Source organism: Bacillus methanolicus PB1 (assembly GCF_000262755.1).
Lineage (GTDB): Bacteria > Bacillota > Bacilli > Bacillales > Cytobacillaceae > Bacillus_Z > Bacillus_Z methanolicus.
Map to the genome: position 1 here is coordinate 1,114,253 of NZ_AFEU01000003.1, position 14,880 is coordinate 1,129,132.

32 protein-coding genes and 1 pseudogene are annotated in these 14,880 nt (G+C 38.1%); 6 read left to right on the forward strand and 27 right to left on the reverse strand.

From position 1 onward, the window contains the following. Window positions 1–81: 81 nt before the first annotated feature. From PB1_RS17600 to PB1_RS15370, 26 genes are all read right to left on the reverse strand, one after another. Complete coding sequence (locus PB1_RS17600) at window positions 82–228, reverse strand: hypothetical protein (protein WP_004438601.1); 147 nt, start codon at window positions 226–228, stop codon at window positions 82–84. Window positions 229–371: 143 nt separating this feature from the next. After that, the gene (locus PB1_RS15275; protein ID WP_004438602.1) at window positions 372–824 is read right to left on the reverse strand and encodes a DUF1064 domain-containing protein; all 453 of its coding nucleotides are present in this window, start codon (window positions 822–824) and stop codon (window positions 372–374) included. Further along, window positions 824–949 (reverse strand): DUF6011 domain-containing protein, encoded by a 126-nt coding sequence (locus tag PB1_RS18225; RefSeq protein WP_004438605.1) that lies wholly within the window; start codon window positions 947–949, stop codon window positions 824–826. Before PB1_RS18225 ends, PB1_RS15275 begins: the two co-directional genes overlap by 1 nt. Beyond that, entirely contained in the window at window positions 946–1,152 is a 207-nt protein-coding gene (locus PB1_RS15280; RefSeq protein ID WP_004438607.1) for a hypothetical protein, read from the reverse strand. Before PB1_RS15280 ends, PB1_RS18225 begins: the two co-directional genes overlap by 4 nt. A 183-nt stretch (window positions 1,153–1,335) precedes the next feature. Further along, entirely contained in the window at window positions 1,336–1,935 is a 600-nt protein-coding gene (locus tag PB1_RS15290) for a dUTP diphosphatase (protein WP_004438609.1), read from the reverse strand. After that, window positions 1,932–2,612, reverse strand: coding sequence for a sigma-70 family RNA polymerase sigma factor (locus PB1_RS15295; RefSeq protein WP_004438612.1), 681 nt, complete (start codon window positions 2,610–2,612; stop codon window positions 1,932–1,934). The genes PB1_RS15290 and PB1_RS15295 overlap by 4 nt, the downstream gene beginning before the upstream one ends. Then, a complete protein-coding gene (locus PB1_RS15300) occupies window positions 2,609–2,875 on the reverse strand; it encodes a hypothetical protein (RefSeq protein WP_004438616.1) in 267 nt (88 codons plus the stop codon). Before PB1_RS15300 ends, PB1_RS15295 begins: the two co-directional genes overlap by 4 nt. Beyond that, a complete protein-coding gene (locus PB1_RS15305) occupies window positions 2,875–3,066 on the reverse strand; it encodes a hypothetical protein (protein ID WP_004438619.1) in 192 nt (63 codons plus the stop codon). Before PB1_RS15305 ends, PB1_RS15300 begins: the two co-directional genes overlap by 1 nt. A gap of 5 nt (window positions 3,067–3,071) precedes the next feature. Beyond that, window positions 3,072–3,383, reverse strand: a complete 312-nt coding sequence (locus PB1_RS15310) for a hypothetical protein (protein ID WP_004438622.1) — start codon at window positions 3,381–3,383, stop codon at window positions 3,072–3,074. Next, window positions 3,380–3,589, reverse strand: coding sequence for a hypothetical protein (locus PB1_RS15315; RefSeq protein WP_004438625.1), 210 nt, complete (start codon window positions 3,587–3,589; stop codon window positions 3,380–3,382). The genes PB1_RS15310 and PB1_RS15315 overlap by 4 nt, the downstream gene beginning before the upstream one ends. 14 nt (window positions 3,590–3,603) lie before the next feature. Further along, window positions 3,604–3,783 (reverse strand): hypothetical protein, encoded by a 180-nt coding sequence (locus PB1_RS15320; protein ID WP_004438627.1) that lies wholly within the window; start codon window positions 3,781–3,783, stop codon window positions 3,604–3,606. Beyond that, window positions 3,770–3,889: an IDEAL domain-containing protein gene (locus PB1_RS18640; RefSeq protein ID WP_155816465.1), complete on the reverse strand. Its 120-nt coding sequence runs from the start codon at window positions 3,887–3,889 to the stop codon at window positions 3,770–3,772. Before PB1_RS18640 ends, PB1_RS15320 begins: the two co-directional genes overlap by 14 nt. Before the next feature lie 35 nt (window positions 3,890–3,924). After that, entirely contained in the window at window positions 3,925–4,128 is a 204-nt protein-coding gene (locus tag PB1_RS17610) for a hypothetical protein (RefSeq protein WP_155816446.1), read from the reverse strand. 51 nt (window positions 4,129–4,179) lie between these two features. Next, entirely contained in the window at window positions 4,180–4,356 is a 177-nt protein-coding gene (locus tag PB1_RS17855; RefSeq protein WP_004438635.1) for a hypothetical protein, read from the reverse strand. Continuing rightward, window positions 4,349–5,161: an ATP-binding protein gene (locus PB1_RS15325; RefSeq protein WP_004438637.1), complete on the reverse strand. Its 813-nt coding sequence runs from the start codon at window positions 5,159–5,161 to the stop codon at window positions 4,349–4,351. Before PB1_RS15325 ends, PB1_RS17855 begins: the two co-directional genes overlap by 8 nt. Then, the gene (locus tag PB1_RS16625; RefSeq protein WP_004438640.1) at window positions 5,118–6,077 is read right to left on the reverse strand and encodes a hypothetical protein; all 960 of its coding nucleotides are present in this window, start codon (window positions 6,075–6,077) and stop codon (window positions 5,118–5,120) included. Before PB1_RS16625 ends, PB1_RS15325 begins: the two co-directional genes overlap by 44 nt. Before the next feature lie 13 nt (window positions 6,078–6,090). Beyond that, complete coding sequence (locus PB1_RS17860) at window positions 6,091–6,258, reverse strand: hypothetical protein (RefSeq protein WP_004438643.1); 168 nt, start codon at window positions 6,256–6,258, stop codon at window positions 6,091–6,093. Further along, entirely contained in the window at window positions 6,255–7,109 is an 855-nt protein-coding gene (recT, locus tag PB1_RS15335; RefSeq protein WP_004438645.1) for a recombination protein RecT, read from the reverse strand. The genes PB1_RS17860 and recT overlap by 4 nt, the downstream gene beginning before the upstream one ends. Window positions 7,110–7,125: 16 nt before the next feature. Continuing rightward, window positions 7,126–8,028, reverse strand: coding sequence for a YqaJ viral recombinase family nuclease (locus PB1_RS15340; protein ID WP_034645700.1), 903 nt, complete (start codon window positions 8,026–8,028; stop codon window positions 7,126–7,128). Window positions 8,029–8,157: 129 nt separating this feature from the next. Beyond that, entirely contained in the window at window positions 8,158–8,373 is a 216-nt protein-coding gene (locus tag PB1_RS15345) for a YqaI family protein (protein WP_004438652.1), read from the reverse strand. 1 nt (window position 8,374) lies between these two features. Then, entirely contained in the window at window positions 8,375–8,533 is a 159-nt protein-coding gene (locus PB1_RS17615; RefSeq protein ID WP_004438654.1) for a hypothetical protein, read from the reverse strand. A gap of 531 nt (window positions 8,534–9,064) precedes the next feature. Then, window positions 9,065–9,331, reverse strand: a complete 267-nt coding sequence (locus PB1_RS15350) for a hypothetical protein (RefSeq protein ID WP_004438660.1) — start codon at window positions 9,329–9,331, stop codon at window positions 9,065–9,067. Between the two features lie 11 nt (window positions 9,332–9,342). Beyond that, window positions 9,343–9,975, reverse strand: a complete 633-nt coding sequence (locus tag PB1_RS15355; RefSeq protein ID WP_004438663.1) for a helix-turn-helix domain-containing protein — start codon at window positions 9,973–9,975, stop codon at window positions 9,343–9,345. Window positions 9,976–10,253: 278 nt separating this feature from the next. Next, window positions 10,254–10,568 carry a hypothetical protein gene (locus tag PB1_RS15360; protein ID WP_004438667.1) on the reverse strand — a complete coding sequence of 105 codons (315 nt, stop codon included), beginning with the start codon at window positions 10,566–10,568 and terminating at the stop codon, window positions 10,254–10,256. Further along, window positions 10,565–11,332 (reverse strand): phage antirepressor Ant, encoded by a 768-nt coding sequence (locus PB1_RS15365; RefSeq protein ID WP_004438670.1) that lies wholly within the window; start codon window positions 11,330–11,332, stop codon window positions 10,565–10,567. The genes PB1_RS15360 and PB1_RS15365 overlap by 4 nt, the downstream gene beginning before the upstream one ends. Window positions 11,333–11,344: 12 nt before the next feature. After that, window positions 11,345–11,581, reverse strand: coding sequence for a helix-turn-helix transcriptional regulator (locus PB1_RS15370; protein WP_004438673.1), 237 nt, complete (start codon window positions 11,579–11,581; stop codon window positions 11,345–11,347). 169 nt (window positions 11,582–11,750) lie between these two features. On the opposite strand from PB1_RS15370, the gene PB1_RS15375 reads away from it, so the two are divergent. The 6 genes from PB1_RS15375 (at window position 11,751) to PB1_RS17740 (ending at window position 14,673) form a co-directional block, all read left to right on the forward strand. Continuing rightward, window positions 11,751–12,179 (forward strand): helix-turn-helix domain-containing protein, encoded by a 429-nt coding sequence (locus tag PB1_RS15375; protein ID WP_004438676.1) that lies wholly within the window; start codon window positions 11,751–11,753, stop codon window positions 12,177–12,179. Window positions 12,180–12,194: 15 nt separating this feature from the next. Next, the gene (locus PB1_RS15380) at window positions 12,195–12,626 is read left to right on the forward strand and encodes an ImmA/IrrE family metallo-endopeptidase (RefSeq protein WP_004438679.1); all 432 of its coding nucleotides are present in this window, start codon (window positions 12,195–12,197) and stop codon (window positions 12,624–12,626) included. A gap of 49 nt (window positions 12,627–12,675) precedes the next feature. Beyond that, window positions 12,676–13,365, forward strand: a complete 690-nt coding sequence (locus PB1_RS15385) for a hypothetical protein (protein WP_004438682.1) — start codon at window positions 12,676–12,678, stop codon at window positions 13,363–13,365. A gap of 146 nt (window positions 13,366–13,511) precedes the next feature. Further along, window positions 13,512–14,054: a hypothetical protein gene (locus PB1_RS15390; RefSeq protein WP_004438684.1), complete on the forward strand. Its 543-nt coding sequence runs from the start codon at window positions 13,512–13,514 to the stop codon at window positions 14,052–14,054. A 14-nt stretch (window positions 14,055–14,068) separates the two neighbouring features. Continuing rightward, complete coding sequence (locus tag PB1_RS15395; protein WP_004438685.1) at window positions 14,069–14,416, forward strand: DUF4064 domain-containing protein; 348 nt, start codon at window positions 14,069–14,071, stop codon at window positions 14,414–14,416. A gap of 80 nt (window positions 14,417–14,496) precedes the next feature. Further along, window positions 14,497–14,673, forward strand: coding sequence for a hypothetical protein (locus PB1_RS17740; RefSeq protein WP_004438686.1), 177 nt, complete (start codon window positions 14,497–14,499; stop codon window positions 14,671–14,673). 54 nt (window positions 14,674–14,727) lie between these two features. Here PB1_RS17740 and PB1_RS17225 read toward each other — a convergent pair. Next, window positions 14,728–14,880 (reverse strand): annotated as a pseudogene (locus PB1_RS17225) (helix-turn-helix domain-containing protein); the annotation flags it as partial.

A 14,880-nucleotide genomic window follows, 5' to 3' on the forward strand; every position in this document is an offset into this window, starting at 1 on the left:
CTCTCCTTTTTTTTGTTGCACAGTCTTTTCTTATCTGTTCTTCATCGGTATGCTTCAACCGCTTATCTTCGTATTGTTCACTTAGTCATTATTGTTTTTAATAAATTTACCTTCTGCTACCAAATGATTTTCGCCTTGACAATACGGGCAAGAGTGCATAACTGGTGTGGGATAAACCGCATAAATATTTTCGCAATTATCACATTGGAATAAATCCATCTTAATCATTTTTAAACCTCCGTTGTAACGTAATAGGTCAACCCCGAATCTTCGGAACCTCCGTTCCGCCCAGCTTCTTGCAATCCATCCCGTACCGGCTGGAACATCTTTTGTATAGGGAACAGCGTAACAGGCAAGCCATTAGCCTGTCTTCATCCTTCATCCACGCCGGCCGGTCGTCTGCGATTAGAACGTTTTGCACGGGGCTTCCCTGCCTTTCTTTTCATCTTTTTCAGTTCGTCCAACTCAATCCAGCCGAATGACTTGTTATAAGTAATAAGCTTTAAACTGTGCTCATATTTCTTTTCAAAAAGCTTTCTCTTGATCGAAAAATCTCTCGTTTCATATCCTTTTACATCAATAACTTCAATGCTTCCATCAAGGTTATGAATCTCGAAATCTGCAACATATTCAATTTTTCGAAAATGCTTGCCATTCTTTTTGAAAGCTTCCTGGAGTATGTATCTTGGTTGCAACTTAAAATCCTTTATTTGCTTTGCTTGCTTGAGCCATTTCAGCTGCTCGTAATATTTGGCCTCGGCCTTGCTGTCAAAAGTATGGCCGTCAATGGTGACTTTCTTGGATCCGTACTTAGTGATTGCCATTACTTCACCTTCTGTGTTTCTGATTGATATTCCGCCTCTTTCAGCTTCCTTGCACAAACAGGACCCATACCACGTTCAATACTTTTCTTGCTTCTTAACTGACGATTGCAAATAGGACAAATCAATGTTTTAGCCCCCTTTCAAATTTTTCTTTCAACTCTTCATGTGAACATTTGAGACCAGGGACGTGTATTCTTTCTCCGCCGCCTTCCAAGCGCTCATACATAAACCCTGTAACATATCCTGCTTTGTATACCTTTTCGACAAACACATAAATATTGGGATTTTCTTTGCTTGTCCAGTAACCGTGTAACCGTTCCTTGGCCATCTTAGGATCCTCCCTTTACTACATGTTCCGCGCTGCAATTCGTACATATCGCGATTAGACCCTCATCCGTTTTTCTTATCGAAAAAACAGAATTACAACATGTTTCTCCGCGGTTAGGTAGTTTTTTCAAGCACATCAAGAAATTCTTGGACCGGTTAATACTGTTTTCGATCATTTCAGTCATCAATATCCGTTCACCTGCCTTCTATGATTCTCTGAATTTTTCTTCATGTATGCTTCTTCAATTTGTTCGCATGTGAAGCCGATCATTTTTCCAAGCCCTATGAATAGATCAAAAATTTCAACATAATGCATTTCATATGGCTTTTCATAAAACTCTATAATGGCTTTATTTAACGCTATAAACTGTTCTGTTAGGTCGTGATATTGTTCACCTTCAAATTCCCAATCTTCAGGATCAAAACCTATGTCTAATCCAATCGACAAGATGAAATGCAAGCAGTCAGCGAATTCTTCAAGGAGTGGGTTTTTAGTGAGTTCTCCATCAACGCAATTAGGAACAGGACAAGGAGAAGGAATTTCACCTTCAAGAAACCCTAATCCGTTACAATACTTGCAAACCTCATACTCAACCAATGTTCTCGGCTCCTGGTCATAACTCCAATATTTAAACTCTCGCCATTCATTAAGTAATTCGCCCAGTTCGCTGTATAAAGCAAGAATCTTCTTTGCTAGCCGATCCTCACCGGGTTGACGTGGATGCTTTTTTTCGATATTGTCATCCAGCTTGCGTTGTAGTTCAAATAATTTTGATAGGTTCATGCGATAGCTCCTTTCGCTCCAGTTACTAGCCCCAAATCTTTCAAACTTGTTTTCTGGTAAGATGGGTTGATCTTTGCAATCCCTCTATGAAATTGCCGGCTGATCCAAGCTGCACCATTCTGTTTGTACATCTTTGCAATTTCGTGCATGGAATATCCTTGCGTGAAATACAGAAGGATTTCTCTTTCGCGCTGGGATAATTTTTTAAACTGTTCCTCTAAGAAAAGTTTGTTGATTGTTATCTTCTCCGGATTTTTCGTTTCGTCGATAAGAGAGTCTAAGAAAGTTGAATCGTTATCCTCGTGTTTTTGTACATCGAGGGAGAGAATATTTTCATAAAGTTTTCGTTTTTCGGCATTGATTTTTTCTAAATGATGAACAAACTCCGTTTTGATGTTCATGTAGGCAAAGGTTTTGAATGAACCCTTGCCGACTTTATAGTTTTTTAAAGCCTGAACAATACCGATATATCCAATTTGGTAAAGATCAGAAAAGTTATATCTTCGTTCGGGATCCCATCTGTCGAACATTTTATTGATTAAATGCTTAATTAGATGGTCAAACAAGTTTCGGTTCAATGCTTCTGTTACTAATCCATCGATATGCCTTTCCGGTACATGCCAGTCATTTTCGATGATGTTCCATAGCTGCTCATCGGTAGCAAGTTCCCATCTCATCGAGCCTCTTCTCCTTTCAATCCGCCTTTGCGTCTATCAATCTTGTCCTCTCGGGCCAAATGAATCAGAGCCAACAATACTTCGTCCGGATCTCGTTGGAAGTGTTCACCTATTTTTGCAACAGGAACACCTTTTTGCCACATTTGGACCATTTCTTGCAGCTCCCATGAGTCCCAAACAAAATCCAAATCTTCCAGAACGATGGTTCTGTTTTTTCTAGGTGATTTGAAGAAATAATCACCGCAAGGTTTCTTCCCTCTCATCAAAACCACCGGTTTTCAGGCGATTCCCGAAAGTCCACCTTAACCAACTCAAGCCGCAGGTCGTAATAATCCAGATCGTAAATGCTTGTCCCATCCTTCGTTGCAGTGATGCCTTTTTCGAGCAGACAAGAAATGAATATTTGCCGTTTTGCTTCCTTTGTCACCATCACTTTGTCGTAGAGAATGCCCAACATCCTCACCTCGCTTTCAAAAGAGCTTCTAAGAAGGCGATGCGTTCTTGGGCTTGTTGGAGTTGTTTTGCGAATTTAAACTTTTCCCTTAATTCCTGCCCGTGTAATTTGTCATAACTTTCTTTTAAAATTGTTTGAAATTCCAAAGAACTCTTTAATGCTTCATTCTCCGCTTGTAATTCCTTAACAGTTTGAATGAGCCAATCCCAATCCTTTTTCAAACGAGTCCCATCAAACACCGTTTTATGATTCAAATAAAATGCAATTGGCCCTAAATCCGTGCTCTTCAATTTTTCCAACCGCTCTTGATCGTTCATTCCGTTTCCTCCAAACACTTAATCGCTTTTTTTAATTCTGCTATTTGTCTTTCGATTACTTGATAGTTAAAGGCAATAACATTCTCAGGTCCGTACTCAACTATTTTTTTGTGGGCAAACAAAGAATTATTAAATTTAATACTTTCAAATAATTCATGTTCTAATCGTGCTTTTTCTGCTTTTAATACAGTCAGTGCATAGTTCATATTTAAAAACCCCTTTATAATTTAATAATTCTCCAATTGATTGGTTCACTCATTAACCGCAAAACAAACTCTGCTGAACGTTCTGTTTTAAATTTTTGCGTTTGATTCAAGTCATTAGTTGTCTTACCACGTTCTAACCAATAAGCATAACCGCCATTTACATTAGCGATGACATAATTCTCACTCTTGTCCAATTAAATCCCTCTTTTCCGTTAATTCTAAAAACCATTCTTTGTCGTTCATGTCTAAAGCTAAATTAATTAAAAATTCTAATTGTTCAGGACTGTAATAAGCTTCAATGGGAGCTGGTTTGAGTTCTCTAAAGTGATGAAAACCTACATGTCCTTTAAAAACTTTCCCCCTCTATCTCTCGTAAAATAAACTTTTGCTTCTTTTGCTACTCCGTAGTCATAAATATGTGTAATGCAACCAATTTTCCCATCGTAGATTACCCAATCACCTTCTTTAAGCATCTTCACCCATCCACTTCCTCGTGTCGTACGTAAAACCCGCAACACATTTTTGACGATTGGCTTCAATCCCCCACTCTTCCCAGCCGCAGTCTGGGCAATAGGAGATGATCATTTCCATCACGCCCCTTTTTTCTCAAAATCCTTTTCAACAAGCTCGATCCGCCTTTGAAGATCATCCATCCGAGTACGAAATTTTTCTTCCGGCTCAGGTCCGCAATTCGGGCATGTATAAACGTACTCAAAAAAACTATCAATCTCGTACACTACATGAGTGCCGTAGCAAAGATCACACATTCTCTTTCACCTTTTTCAAAAATTGTTTTTTCCTGTAATCCGTTCCGTTCATGATAATTGGCTCTGCGTCCATCATCATTCGGGAGAAAATCCGTCGCAGATCCTTTGACACTTCAAACTCACTAGAGCTCAAATTTGTTGTGTAAATGTTGTGTTTCCCTGCTCGTTGATCTATCACTTCAAACAACTTTTGTATTGGCCAACCGGAAATTTCTCCTTCTGCGCCAATGTCGTCAAAGACCACTAGATCCACATCCGCTATTGCGTTTATGATTCGTTCTTCGCTCATTTCACTCTCTTTGTTGTATGTATTCCGTATCTTGGTTAGCAGCTTCGGAGTGGAAATGAAAATTGTTGTGTACCCCTTTTCGGTTAAAGCTTTAGCAATAGAGAAAGACAAATGGCTTTTTCCTGTTCCAAATGACCCTTGAAAAAATAAATTCTTAGGATTTTTTAAGTTAAATTCGTCAACATAGCGTTTTGCTTTTTGTAAAGCTTGTCCAAATTCATTTGGCTCAAAGTTTTCAAAAGTCGCTTCTTTCAGAGCTGGATTGATAAGGCTATTCTCCTCAAAAATTCGCTTTAGCCTGGCTTTTTTAGCCTCTTGCTGCTCATCCTTGATGATTTTCAAAATCTCACACTCGCAGCCCTTTTTCCCTTCGAACCACTCGCCTTTTTTGGGACCGAATAACATTTTTGTGCGAATAACAATAACTTCATTGCCGCAGCCTTCACACTTGTATTTATTAACAAACTCGCCGTTAAAATCCGAAGTCATATTCGCTATTTTCCGAACCGACCGCATGCTCTAATCCACCACCTTTGTTTTTCAGTTTGATAAGTCCGCGCCGTGCTTCATGCTCATTTGTGTTTCTTAAAATACCCAACGTATAAGACTCTTTTTTGTCATCGTGCTGATCAATGTGTTTCCACAAAGCGTAATGGATTTGGTTGATAGAGTATTTTTTGATTTTTTCTATAAAATTCACTAGGATATTGGCCGAAATTGTGCATGTTTGCCTTGTAAGGCGGATACAGTCAAAGTAAGCGATTAGTATTTTTCTTGAAGTTCCAGATGGTAGAGCGTTGGTTCGCAAAGCGAAATCAACAAAGGTTTCAATTTCTTCAGTAGAGCTCAAATTTTTGTTTTTTACCGGAGCTTCGACGATATATTCTTTTAATGTTTTATTGATGTTATTAATGCTGTTTATATATGCTGTTATAGTATGGTTATTGAGTTGGTTTTTCTGTTGGTTATCCTGTTGACTGTCCTGTTGGTTAATTTCTTCTTTCAAAGTGCATTCCTCCTTACTGTCGCAAGGGTTTGAAGATTCTGTCTGTTGGTTATCTGGTTGGTTTTCATGTTGGCTATCCTGTTGGCTATCGAGTTGGTTATTTTTCGGGTTATAGTTACCTAATTTTTGGAAATCGTCATAACCTATAATTGTAATGATTAACCCTTTATTTTTTTTAAAAGGCTCCGATTTAATGTATCCATCATCTTCTAATCTCTTAATAGAACCTCTTATTTCACCCCTTGACCAACCAGTTTCATCGGAAAGTTTTAATGAAGATGTGATCAATTGCCCTCTTTTACAAAGGTTGTCGTCTTTAAAATTTGCTAAATCTAAAAACAGCTGATAGAGCATTTTGTCTTTAATATTTTTGAATTGCAGTCGGGGCTGGATAACAAACCCCGACGCCTGTATTTGTTTTTCCACCCCGACCACTCCTTCACTTTCTCTCACAAACCGCAAATCCGTCTTTGACCTTTTTCACCACATAATGTGGGTAATGGCGCATATACTGTAGTACAAGCCTTTTCACTTCTTCTTTTGTTTTAGCCTCCTTCCAGATCCACTCAGGAAGGAGGACTTTGTAATAGGCCTCTTTGCCGATCATTCAAATTCAATCTCCTGTTGATTGGATGAAGCTTCATCTGTTTGTTCCGCAACGTCCTCCGTCGGGATATCCTCAATTGCCGACACTTCCATATCGATGTATTCTGGTTCAGCTGTCACGTCTTTTCTTACCACTTCGTCCTGCATTGCTTGTTGCTGAATCTCAACGCTAATCGGGAGATACTTCCACATGTGGCGAATCACCGTTTTCTTGGCCATTTCCTCATAATCAGAAACCCACGGACCGTTATTGGCAGCTTTGGAACGTTTACGACGTTTATCGATTTCTGATTTTGGCATGAATTCGAATTGGTAGCCGCCATCTTTGAAATGAGCCACCGCATAAGCTCCGACGAATTCACCACGATCTCCTTCCATATAAGGTTTGTGTTTGAGTTTTGGTTCAAGGCCTAGTTCATAATCAAATTCATCCTTGGAATAAACCGCATGAGCGTAAATGTTTTCGATTTGACCTGATCGACGTGCTAGATCAATCATTCCTTTGTAACCGATGATGAATTGAACGTCTGTCTGGCCCGTTTTTCCGTTCTTGAATGGTACTAAGTAGCAATGACCGATTAGGCCAGGTTCTAGTCCTAATTGAGCTGCTTGCATGACTGCTCCTAGCAAACTAGGAACAGAAGCTTCTAATAGTTTTGGATTCGTACGAATCGTTGTTAGTGCGATTCTTGCCATGCGATCCGGATTCATATGCGAAGGTAATGCTTTTTCAATTTCTGGACCCATCTTTTTCAGATATGCTGCAATTGTATTTGCTGGCGAAGCAGGAGCATTATTACTCCCGTTCGCTTTGTTAGCTAATTGATTTTTGACATCTTTGGTTGTGGCCATTTTCTAATACTCCCCCTTACTTCACCATGAAACGGCGATATGATGACGTTTTAGTGTATTGGTTATAAAGCTCTGGATGATCTTTAGCAAAACGATTGCTATCGAATTTTTTTGAATGGACGTTTTTCCAAGTGATGATTCTTTCACCAGCAAAGGCTTTTTCGTTTTCGCCCATCATTGCTTTAATTTGGTTTTCATATTCTTTCTTTTGTGTTTCTAGCTGTTTTAGTTCCTCATTCACTTGGTCTAATGCTTCAATCAAGGAGTTTGCATCCGGCGGCAATTCAATTTCAGTTTCCGGAACTGAATCAGGGTACAACACTTTCAGCAACTCACTTGAAGCATCTGACCCGTCAAACATCGGCGGAACGTTTGCAAGAACGTGGTTTTCCCAAAAGTTTTTCTCTATTTCGATGAGATATTGAATGAGCTCTTCATCACGTTCGATGCGCTTGTAAACAAATTTATTTCCGCCGATTAGAACGGCGATCCACCATGCTTGATATCCCGTTACAGCCATATAATGCTGACATTGTATAAGATATTGAGCAGGAACTTCATCGTCTTTCCATTCGTCCTTGAGATATTCGCTGGCCGTCTTACACTCAAGACCTTCCTGCTTTCCAACGATTAGACGATCAACGTTTGCTAACATAAAGGAATGTTCTGGATGTTTCAGAATGGCATTGCGGCGACGAACCTTTAAACCAGTCCGTTTACTAAATTCCTGTGCAACTACGTCTTCTAAAATCGTTCCGAAATAAGCTGATTCGCTGTTAATATCCTCTTCTGGCGCTTGTCCTGTTTTATCGAGAAAAACAGCTACTGGAGACTTCCATTTGTTGAGTCCTGCAATGGCAGCAGCGTCACTGCCTCCGATTCCAGCCTTTCTAGCCTTCAACCATTCCTCGCGGCTCATATCATTTGTTAAAGCTAATACTTTCGCCAATCAATTAACCTCCCTTGAACCGTCACTGCATTCCGTGATACAATGACGGTAATTGAATGATTTTTTTAAACAACTTACTCCTGTTGCCGCAGGAGTTTTTTATTCTGCTGTAGTAAACCGAAATTCATAAACTTCTACCAAATAATCTTCCAGATTTTCCTTCAAAACAACTTCCCCGGTATTCTCGTCGATGACAATCTCATCGCCGGCCAGGATCTCCGAACCAAAATAATCAATTCCTGCATGTACCGGTTGGGAAATCATGTTCGGAAAGCCTGTCCGATTGATTTGCTCGATTACTGGATGATCTCGCATGTTACGCCTCCTTTCGATATATAATGCCGATAACATAGTCTCCATCCCCGCCAGAAACTTTAATATCTATAATTTCTGTATCAGGATTTTCAAGCAACCAAGAGTTAGCTTCACTTACACTCTCAAAAATTTTCACCTGAAGAAATTTAGCTCTTAGCATGTTAAGCCTCCTTCCTATTTTTGTTCATGCCCTCAACCAAACATTGCCCGTTGCAATATAGCTTTCTACCAAACTTCCAGACTTGATCGCCGCGGTAAATGGGCCATCTACACTCTGGATTGGCACATTGGCCGACAACAACTTGGAGATATTTAGCCCTTAGCACGTCGAACCTCCTCTCTATCCAGTTTTCAAAGATCATCTGAGGTACACGCCGAACCTCTGGTAAAAGCAGATTGCCATGTACCTCTGGCGCTTTATCCGCACCGTCCTAAGCCGGGGAAAAAGTGGATTATATGGAGGTAGTAAGGAAAAACCCGGCTCATGACGGCAAGGACAAAGGCTTGCCGTATCATTTCAAAGAATGGTAGAATAATAGTGATATTCAGTTACTGCTTGCAGTGTGCTTGGTTGGATTGGAACCTTTGCTCACTGCTTTTTGTCATATTTCGCCTAAACCGAATGCCACGAGTGTTAAAATCCCGATAAAGACCAGGCCTAGAAAGATAACTCCAAATGCAACGTACCCCATCATCGAACCCTCACTACTGTTGATACTAAAATGCCTTTTTCCTTTAGTTCTGCTACAAACGTCATCAGTTGTTCATGATTTTGTTTTCTTTCAGCCAATCGCTCTAGTTCTCGAACCGACTTTGATAAATCACGGATCGTCAATTCAGCTTCTTTCAAGTCGCCTTTCATAATGCTTTCTTCAATACGGCCGATACACGTCCAAACTGCTCTATACTCTGCAATGGCAGCCGGTCTGTCCTGTGGCAAAAACTGATCTTTATTCACTTTCCATCCCCCTAAAATTTCCTGGATCTTTCTTCGAAAAATATTTCCTTCCGAATATTCTCGTATTGTGCTACTGATGAAATAATGACTCTGTCAGCAATCGCTTCTTGGATCCAATTCCGATTTAGTGTGTCCCGGCAAAGTCTCCAATTTCTTTGCATGGAATCAAGAACACATTCAGCAGCCTGCTTTGTATCCAAAATCTCTTCAGCATGATTTAATACATCAGCCTCAAGAGTTTCACTTATCTGATCGCCGGGACGCAGCTGAGTGCTAATGTATAGAAGTTTCTTAGCTGCTTCGATAGCGTCGCTCGCCTGTCTGATAAAGTTAACCAGTTGATCAGAAACAGATTTAAGTAGCCGTGGATCCGTTGGCGGCAACTCCATCCCGTATATGTGTTTTATCTTCGCTAAAGCCGTATAATCTTCGACGATATGACACCATTCAACGGCAAGTTCAAAAGGTACTTGGGCCGTCCCTGCTTCAATTCTGGATAACCTTTCAACAGTAATCCCTAAAGCCTCTGCCATATACCGTTTTGTACGTCGTTCTTCTTGACACGCTCTCTCACGAGCAATTCGTAAGATGTTTCCTATCGCTGACGGTGAATATAAACGGGTTTTCGCTACAGCGTTCGCCATTTTGTTCGCCTCCTTGTATTTAGTTTTCAAAGGTAGAATAAAATTGAGAATTTTTAAGAAACTGAATTGAAGCTTGTCCTACCAAAGAAGAGGCAGCCAAATGGCTACGAAATTTTGAAATATTTTTCTTTGTTGAAATAAGGCTCGAGCGCCTTTTTGAACGCCTCTTCTATTGGTACCTTTCCATACGTCTCTTTTCCGACGTACAAGGGTGATTTTTTCTTTTGTTTTTTCATATTTATCACCTCAAATAACCTTATGCAGTTAGGACAGGTGGACTAACCTATCAGGATCATGAAATATAGATTTTCATGATTATTCGATACAAAGAACACACAATCTCGTTCTTTATCGACGTGAAAAGTAAAATCTTTTTCGGTAGCTACGATGTATGAGTTCTTAAAATGGATGTCGATCTCATACCCTTCCGTTTCGTCGATATAATCCAAAATGATTTTTTCTGGCTTTTCACGAATTGACAGAATAGGCGCATCCAATCCGTTATATAAATCAACATTGAAAACTTTATGTTCTGCGCTTTTTAAAAGGTTATAGGCAACCTTTATTAATGGGAATTGAGCAACTTTGTTCATGAAGCTTCAATTTCCTTTTGCAAAAGAAGTCGGAATGTCTCTTTGCCTTGCGGCGTAATCAGCGTTTGAACGTCCGCTTTTCCGTTGCGATTCCAATCTTTAAGTTGGAATAATCTAGGAACATATTGTGAATATGGTTTCAATTTACCTTTCTGATCACGATAGACGTATTTTTTATCTAACAACCAGTTGATAAAATCAGTTTGTTTAATGTGTAATTCTTTTGCTGTATCTCGGAAATTTGTAAGTAAGTTACGATCAACCAAAGCGTCGAAATAATCGGCTTTCGGTTTCATTTCTGCAATTTGTTCATTTTGTTTTCTGACAAGTGCCAATGTTGCCTTGAAAGTCATCTTCGTTTGTTCGTCAGCGTGTGGTAAGTAGGTTTGTATGAACAGATCATCATTAGAAACGTATCCGCCGGTTTTTCGGATTGTAGGCAATACTTCGGCTGTTACCCAACGTTTAAAACGTTTTGCTTTCTCTTTGATTTCTGGATTATTACCTTGTTTGGCTGCACCAAATATCAAGCTGTAAAGTCCTGACTCATTAATGAACTTTTTATTTTGCTTTCTGCCTAGCGAGTCGATGACTGGATGGACCGTCGAGTCATCGTCATCAACGTGATTATTAATTGCCTTGTGTGGGTCCGAGAACGATAACGCCGTAGCTGCCTCTGTTGCTCCAAACCATTCAATTCCTTCAACAATCAATACTGGCAGCTCACCAAACATTTCATGATTGAATGTTTGCAATTGATGCACTAAATCGCCTCCTTAGGCAAGATTAGATTTGATACGTTTTGTATCAATAGATACATCAAAAAGATCCGGAAACAATAATTTTCCTGGGGTATCATATAACTTTTCAAATTTAAGCATTGTTTCTCGACCTGGATTTCGAAGGCCTTTTTCGATTTTCCTTACGTATACTTCAGAAATATCAAGAATTTCAGCGACTTGTTTCTGCGTTAAGCGTCTTTTGAGTCTTTCCTGAACAAGTCTTTGTCTCAATTTTTTCACCTCTCTTTTTTGATACCATTTGTATCAATTCTTGACTTAATTATAGTTGATACGTTTTGTATCGTCAACTATTTTTTGATACATTTTTTATCATTTGTTTAATTTGATACATATTGTATCTATAATATATTTATAAACCTTGTTAGAAAGGGATTTTGGAATGATTGGTGATAGATTAAAAAAATTAAGAGGGAAGAGATCACAAGAAGAAATTGCACAAAAAATAGGAATATCTAGAGCAAGGTTGTCACATTATGAAACCGGCAGAAGTGAGCCTGATTCTGAAACACTAAAGAAATTAGCAGATTTCTATGGGGTTTCAACAGATTATTTATTGGGTTCTGAAAATGCCAAAAAGCCATCTGACGATCTCCCTCCGCTAACAGAAAAAGACGAACGAGACATTGCTCGTGATTTAGAAAAAATGCTTAACGATTTAGAGAATAAAGAAGCGTTATCCTTTCATGGAGAGCCAATGGATGAAGAAACAAAAGAAGCTCTTCGATTGTCTTTAGAAAGCTCGTTGCGTTTTGCGAAGCAACTGGCAAAACAAAAATTCACCCCGAAAAAGTATCGAAAAGAGGATTAGACGGGGGTTGAAAGAATGGGGAATATTAAAGGAATTGTTACAAAACTCATACAAACATATAAAACAAACAATCCGTTTGAAATTGCCCAAGCAAAAAACATTTATTTACGTTTTCAAGACTTAGTAAATACCTATGGATATTACAGTACCTATAAGCGTATACAAATGATTCATATCAATAATAGGTTAGATGAGCATATGCAACGCTTTGTATGTGCTCACGAATTAGGACATGCGATATTACATCCACGATCAAACACCCCTTTTTTACGTAATAAGACTTTATTTTCAATAGATAAGATAGAAGTCGAAGCAAATACTTTTGCTGTAGAGCTTCTTCTACCAGATGAACTTATCAATGATTTTCGTGATACCTCGATTACCCTCCAAGATTTAGCATCAATAAACGGTATCCCTAGAGAATTTGCAAAACTTAAATTTTTTTGAGAGTATAATAGTTATTTTTTACTAGGTAATTTTTATAGGAGGGTTAGAAATGGCTCAATGTAAATTTTGTGGTAAGAAGGGAATCTTCTTGACGGTATCAAAAGCAGGGCTTTGTAATAAATGCCATAACCCTGTAATGTTTAGTATCGAAAGACATGTTGAAATCATCAATGAATCTTTAACGTTGGTTGAAACCTCGAAGAATTTCAACACAAAAATGAATAGATTGGATTTAGTAGAAGAACAATATCGAATTCTTGATAAAGATTATTATAGTAAGGGCATATCAGTTTTAAGTGATACACCAAGAAACAAATTGAAAGAAGTACAAGCGATCAGAAAAAGACTTGTTGAAGAGGAAATTGAGAATCGTATAGAAAAACACATGGATAAAGCGAAGCTTGCGAAAAGTGTAAATGCCAAAATAAACAATGCCAACAAAGCGTTGATGGAACTAAAAGAATTTGCTAAAGAATACGGCTACCTGAACGAATTGTTAGTTCATAATATCCAACACTTCATTCATAAAGTGGAACTTGATGATTTAATTTTGAAAGCCGAAAAATTTGAGTTCAAAGGGAACAACAAAAAAGCATTAGAACAATACCAAGAAGCGCTATTTTTCTTGAAAAAGGATGATATTCCTGATCAGAAGCAGGATGATTTGATTAGGAAATTAGAAAATAAAATAAATTCACTTAAAGAGGATAGTAATAAACAAAGGATAAACATGAAATAGTTTATGAAAAATTCATTATTATTAACCGTCGCAAAAATATAAAACTGAAAACTATTACAATACCACACCAAAAGCGTGTTTTAATTTAAGGTATTGATGGGTATTTTGTCCATAAATACATAAATCTATAAAAAGGGGAGTTTATTATGAAAAAGAAAATTTTATTTGTAACTGCACTTTTATCTTTAGGATTAGTATTAGCTGGTTGTGGCTCTTCTGATGTAAGTACAGGAGGAACAGGTAATTCTACTGAAAAAAAGGAAGAATCTAATTCTGAAACTAAAGAAGTAAAGAAGGACTCAGGTAAAACCATAGATGCAACAGCACACACAACTGATGTTCTTGGAATGAAAGTAGCATTAGGAGAAATTAAAATTACTGAAGATAAAATTTCTGTGGGAATGAATTTAGAAAACACATCAGACGCTGCTCTTAGTTTTTATCCAGATCAAGGCCAATTAGTTGTTGGTGACATGCAACTTAATGCAAACATGTTTATGACTACTGGAGAAATTGGCGGAGACGTTCAAGGTGGAGTTAAACAAGAGGGAGTAATTGAATTTCTTGCCCCTGAAGGGAAAAAGATTGATGTGAATGCAGTCAAAGAACTTAAATTACTTTTTGGAGATATAACAACTGCAGACTTTATGCAATCAAAGCCAGTTGAATTTGTAGTACCTGTACAGTAAGGAGGAAAAAAACTATGAAAAGAACAACTGAATTTGTATTAGGTTTATTAGGTGGTATTTTTGGCTTTATTGGTGCTTTTATGGCTTTATTTATTGGTGGTGTTGATGCTGCGTTCAGTTCTTCAGGGACAAGCGAAGTTATTGGTTTAGGTTGGGCTGCGGTTATTTTATCAATTCTCGGAATTATAGGATCTGTAGTTGTAAAAAGCAAAGCAAAATTTGGTGGGATATTAATGCTTATTTCAGCAATTGGTGGAGTTATTAGTATCTCAATGTTTTATATCCTCCCTGGGGTTTTATTACTTATTGCAGGCCTTATGGGGATTTTCAGAAAAGATAAAAATAAAGAAGTTGCAGCCTAAGTAAAATAGGGAAGCCCTTTTTTAGGGCTTTTCTTTTAAACAACTAAAACCGAACATATATTCTTAAAGGAGATGACTTCATGATTATTGATTTTTTCGCAAAAAAAGAAGAAAAAAGTAGAAAACAAGATCAAAGGGATAAAACAAACAATGAAATTGTCCGCATACCAATTATTAAAAAAATTTACATGAAAGACAGAGAGATTTATTATGAAATAGAAGGAGAAAACATTCCGAGAAAGTGGGAAGAGAGATAATAAAAAAACGGAGTGGCTTGTCCACTCCTTAATTATTTTTTTGCAATGAATATGTATCACATTTGAAATATGATTCCGAACCGTTTTTTCGCTTATAAATAATTCACTAGCGATCTCTTTTGTTGTTTTATCCTGTACTAACAGTTCGAATACTTCTCTTTCTCTTTTCGTGAGTAACGGTTTGTGCGTATATTCATTCTCCTTCAA